The 497-nt window shown below is 61.6% G+C and carries 1 protein-coding gene; it reads left to right on the top strand.

Annotation, left to right across the window (positions count from 1 at the left end; genetic code table 11):
• A partial coding sequence (locus G3I71_RS46825; protein WP_164325043.1) for an IS3 family transposase occupies window positions 1-497 on the top strand: 497 nt, incomplete at both ends.

Here is a 497-nt window from a genome sequence, read left to right on the forward strand (position 1 = left end):
CCGGACCTCGTCGGCCGGAACTTCAACGCCGACGCGCCCGGCGAGAAACTCGTCGGCGACATAACCTATATCAAAACCGGAGAAGGCTGGCTTTATCTCGCGACCGTCATCGACTGCTGCACGAAGGAAGTCATCGGCTACGCGATGGACGACCACTACCAAACCCCTCTCATATCTCAGGCCATCCGCAACGCGGCGCGGAACAGGAAACTCGCTGCCGGCGCGATATTCCACTCCGATCGCGGATCGAACTACATGTCCGCCGAGTTCGCGGTGACGCTGGAACAGTTCGGACTCCGCCGATCATCCGGGCGTACCGGCGTCTGCTGGGACACCGCGATGGCCGAATCATTCTTCGGCGCCCTCAAGAACGAACTCGTTCACCGCACTGCGTTCCCGACGCACGCGCACGCCCAGCGTGCGATCGTCCGCTACATCGAGATGTTCTACAACCGCCAACGCCTCCACTCCGGGCTCGGATACAAGACCCCATCAGA

Origin of the sequence: Streptomyces sp. SID12501, assembly GCF_010550245.1 — a bacterium.
In the GTDB taxonomy this organism is placed as follows: Bacteria; Actinomycetota; Actinomycetes; order Streptomycetales; family Streptomycetaceae; genus Streptomyces.